Below are 4,652 nucleotides of genomic sequence, written 5' to 3' on the forward strand. Positions count from 1 at the left end.
TTCAACTGGGCATCGGCCAGTTGCGTGCGTACTTCCTTCTGATATTCCTCGCCGTGCTGTTGCAGTTTCAGCCGCGATTCGAGGATGCCCTGCTCCACACGGCCGCTTTCCCCGGTGTTCTCCGCCAGTTGCTGCTGCACTTGCGACAATTGACGCTGATATTCCATCAAACGGTTGCGCGGGATGTAGCCGTTGTCTGCCAGCGGCTGCAGGTTGCTCAGCTGTTGCTGCAGTGAGTCGGCCTGAGCATTGAGATCAGTGCGCGCACGGCGCATGCCGGCCAGTTGCGCGGTGGCGCCTTCGATGCTGGCGCGCAACCCGGCCTGCTCGCGGTAGAACGCTTCGCGGCGGCTGCTGAACAGTTGACGCTGGCCTTCGAGCACCAGGGCCAGACGCGGGTCCGGATCTCTGCTCAGTTCGGCCGGAAAGGTCACTTGCTTGAGGTTGTCACGCTCGGCCTGCCAACGCGCCAGGCTGGCCCAGGCCATGCGGTATTGCGCTTGCAGCGATTGCACGTCAGCCGCAACCTGGGTCTGGTCGAGACGAAACAGCGGTTGCCCCTGTTTCACGATCTCGCCTTCGCGCACCAGAATGCGGCTGACCACACCGCTGCTCATTGACTGCACGGCTTTGCGTTTGCCTGTCACCACCACGGTGCCCTGCACCGGAATCCCCTGATCCAGCGGCGCCAATGCCGCCCAGGTGAAGAAGCTGCCGGCGCCGACGATGGCCAGAATCCAGCCCATGCGGGCGAAAAACTTCGCGTCGCGCTCCGGGAGTTCAGTGATGTAGGCGTGTTCCATGTTCGCTTCGTTTTCAGTGTTCATGCTGGCGCTGCTCATACACCCGAATTCCTTGTCGAGGGCTGGTACTGCCGGTTCATGCTGAGCCCGCCCGGTGCTTGTGCAGCTTTCTCACGTTGTTGCTCCTGCTGGCCGGACAGCGCCTTGAGCACTTCCTGACTCTGACCGAAGGCCTGCAAACGACCCTCGTTGAGTACCAGCAACTTGTCGGCCTGGGCCAGCACCGAAGAACGGTGCGTCACCAGCACCACCGTGGTGCCCTGGACCTTGAGCTGGGCGATGGCGCTGGCCAGGGCGGCTTCGCCGACGGTGTCGAGGTTGGAGTTCGGCTCGTCCAGCACCACCAGGCTCGGCGTGCCGTACATCGCGCGGGCCAGGGCCACGCGCTGCTTCTGGCCGCCGGACAGACCGCTGCCGTCCTCGCCCAGTTGTGTGTCGTAGCCCTGCGGCAGACGCAGGATCATCTCGTGGACGCCGGCCTGTTGTGCGGCCGCCACCACTTTCTGCGGGTCGGCCTCGCTGAACCGCGCAATGTTCTCGGCGATGCTGCCGCTGAACAGTTCGATGTCCTGCGGCAGGTAGCCGATGTACGGACCGAGCTGGTCGCGGTTCCAGCGATGGATGTCGGCGCCGTCCAGGCGCACGATGCCGCCGAGGGTCGGCCACACGCCGACGAGGACTCGGGCCAGCGTCGACTTGCCGGAGCCGGAAGCCCCAAGCACACCCAGCACTTCACCGGCACCCAGATGGAAATTGACCATGTGCAAGGTCGCTGCACGTTGCCCCGGTGGGCCCGCGCTGACTTGCTCGAAGGTGATCTGCCCTTTCGGCGCCGGCAACGCCATCGCTTCGTCGCTCGGTGGAAACGCTTGCAGCAAGGCGTCGAGACGGCGATACGCCAGCTTCGCCCCGCTCCACTGTTTCCACACGGCGATCAACTGGTCGATCGGGCTCAGAACGCGGCCCATCAGAATGGAACCGGCGATCATCATCCCGGCGGTCATGTCGCCCTTGATCACCAGCAACGCACCCAGCCCCAGCACCAGCGATTGCAGGCACAGGCGCAGGGTTTTACTCATCGAGCTGATCACTGCCCCGGTGTCACTGGCCTGATTCTGCAGGCCGAGGAAACGCGAGTGCACCTGGAACCAGCGCTTGCGCAGCGAACCAAGCATGCCCATTGCCTGAATGGTTTCGGCGTTATGCAAATGACTGGTCGCCAGTTGACTGGATTTCTGCGAAAAACCGGCGGCATCGCCCAACGGCTTTTTGGTCATGTATTCGTTGAGGCACGCCAGCGCGATCAGCAGCAGCGCGCCCGCCGTGGCGAGGACGCCGAGCCAGACGTTGAACAGGTAAATCACGAACAGATAGACCGGGAACCACGGCGCGTCGAAAAACGCAAACAGCGCCGGCCCGGTGACGAACTGGCGGATGTGGGTCAGGTCGCCCAGCGACTGCCCGGCATTGCCCTCGCCCTTGAACAGGTTGCGCTCGAACGCGGCCTGATAGACCCGCAGGTTGAAACGGCGCTCCAGTTGGCTACCGATGCGGATGACGATGAAGCTGCGGATTACCTCGAGCAGGCCGATAAAGGCAAAGAAACCAACGACCATCAGCGACAGCATCGCCAGGGTGGTTTCGTTCTGCGACGACAGTACCCGGTCATACACCTGAAGCATATAAATGGAGGGCACCAGCATCAGCACGTTAATCAGTGCGGTAAAGCAACCGACGCTGATCAGAATGCTTTTATAGTCACCCAATGCCTTGATGAGGGGAGCGGTGGCTGGGGCCTTCGCCATCTTCATTGATTATTCCTGAGAGATATCTCTCGCCAGTCTTTGACGAGACTTCAAATTAATTAACCGCACACAGTCGGCGCTTTCTTTGCCGGTGGCCGCTTACACTTTCATAACAACTAGCGCTATTTAATGCGGCGCAGTTGCCATGAACATCGCGGCTTATAACCTTTCATTGACGCTTTATATTAAAACCCTTTCATGCGCTGCCTGATCAAGACTATTGCGCCGAGCGCTCAAGCGTAATCACCAAGCCTGATTTCAAAGTCGTCAGATAAAGCCCATCACGTTGTCGGCTGAAAAACTGGATTCTTGAGCCTTCCTTACCGGTGACCGACAGGCCATCGGGCTCGGGAAACCAGCCGATGGGTGTTTGCTCAAGCCATGCGCCCAGGCAGTCGGCACCTTTGCCCAGGGTCTGATTGGCCTCCAGCTCGATGACGCACGTGTTCGAGGGTTTGTCCTGCAGGGTCTGCGCCTGCGGCGCATCTTCGCGCGCCGTCAGCGTCGCCTGCCATTGCCCGGCAAATACCGAGGGATCTTCGAGTCTGAGGCTGCTTGCCATACTTGTTTCTCCAGAAATCATGATGAACGCCGCGGAAAGCCACGCCACTGCCTTGTAGGTAAAAGCTTTACTGATCATGGGAATATTCGCTCCGGCGCGTAGCCTTGCCTACAGATCCAACCGATGCAAGTAAAGAAAGCGGCGCATGACGCGCCGCTTTCCCTGTTACATCACGCCACGATGTCGCTGGTAACTGCCTGGCCCACGGTGCTGACCTGGAAGTCGGCCACGCCGTGCCCGGAGAAGTCCACCGACAGCAGGCTGTTGCCGCCCGACGAGGTCAACACGGCATCGCCCGCCGCACCGGTGAAGGCGCTGACGAAGTGCAGGCCGGCGCCGTTGGTGATGCCGGTCAGGTCGATTTTGTCCAGACCGCTGACGAAGTCGAGGATCTGATCAATCGCACCCGGCTTGGAGTCGGAGCTGGCCGCGAACACGAAGGTGTCCGAACCTGCGCCGCCCCACAGCTTGTCGGCACCGCCAGCCCCGTAGAGGATGTCGTTGCCGGCACCGCCCTTGAGCTCGTTGGCCACGCTGTTGCCGATCAGCAGGTCGTTGCCCGAACCGCCGATGGCGTTCTCGATGATCGCGCCTTTGGCGATGGACACGTTACCCACCATGCCGCCAACGTCGGAGAACGAGGCATCATTGAGGTTGATCTTCTGGTTCTGGGTGAACCCGGAGAAGTCCAGGGTGTCCTTGCCGCCCGCGTCCCATACCGAGAACACGAGTTTGTCGCTCGACGACGAAGCACTGAGGAAGTCGCGACCGGTGTTGGAGTTGAAACCGTAGGTGGTGTCACCGGTACGGGTGGTGGTGTTGGCACCGTAGAGCTTCTGAATCGCCGCGATGTCGTCCATCAGCGGGCCGGACGCGTAGGCTTCTACCCCGCCCTTGCTGAAGTTCTGATTGGTGTTGCTTTCACTCCAGTAACTCATAAGGCTGTAACCGCGGGTGTCTTGCCCGTAGGAAGCATCCTTGTAAGTCGGGTTGCCTTCGCCGGCGTTGTAGTCGCCAGGGTGAGACAGGCCCAAGGTGTGGCCGATTTCGTGCGTCAGGGTCTGACGCCCGTAATTGTTCAGGCCCGGTGTCTTGTTAACGTCGTAGCCACTGCCGGTCAGGTACCAGGACTGACCGTCATAGCCTGGCTCGGTGCCTGGCAGGAAGGCAAACGCTGCTGCACCGTCCTGGCCGCCGCTGTAGTTACCGAAGGTCATGTGACCGTCGCCACCACGGGCAGCTTCGGTGAATGTCACGTTGGCAACATCCGCCCAGGATTGCATGGCGAGCACGGCCTGGGCTTTCTGCAGGGCGCTGAACTGACTGAAACCGGTGACGCCCAGGCCGCTGAAGTTGGCGGTTTTGGCCGTCAAAAAGGTGTAGGTCAGTTCGATCTTGCCGCTGTTGTTGAGGTCGTGCCAGGAAGCACCGTCCCGCAACAGTTGGGTAGCGGCGTGATCCACCGAGAAGGAGGGTTTGCCA

4 protein-coding genes are annotated in these 4,652 nt (G+C 60.9%); all 4 read right to left on the bottom strand.

Features of this window, described 5'->3' with window-relative positions:
- Window positions 1–827, bottom strand: an 827-nt coding sequence (locus DBR24_RS32765; RefSeq protein ID WP_371921320.1) for a biotin/lipoyl-binding protein, incomplete at its 3' end; no start/stop codon positions are given.
- A gap of 11 nt (window positions 828–838) precedes the next feature.
- Window positions 839–2,614 (bottom strand): type I secretion system permease/ATPase, encoded by a 1,776-nt coding sequence (locus DBR24_RS18335; protein WP_128615449.1) that lies wholly within the window; start codon window positions 2,612–2,614, stop codon window positions 839–841.
- A 211-nt stretch (window positions 2,615–2,825) separates the two neighbouring features.
- Window positions 2,826–3,248, bottom strand: a complete 423-nt coding sequence (locus DBR24_RS18340; protein WP_158277043.1) for an AprI/Inh family metalloprotease inhibitor — start codon at window positions 3,246–3,248, stop codon at window positions 2,826–2,828.
- Between the two features lie 92 nt (window positions 3,249–3,340).
- Window positions 3,341–4,652 (bottom strand): serralysin family metalloprotease (locus tag DBR24_RS18345; protein WP_256591617.1); only part of this gene is annotated, 1,312 nt, incomplete at its 5' end.

The organism is Pseudomonas sp. HMWF006 (assembly GCF_003061205.1).
GTDB classification, from domain to species: Bacteria; Pseudomonadota; Gammaproteobacteria; order Pseudomonadales; family Pseudomonadaceae; genus Aquipseudomonas; species Aquipseudomonas monsensis.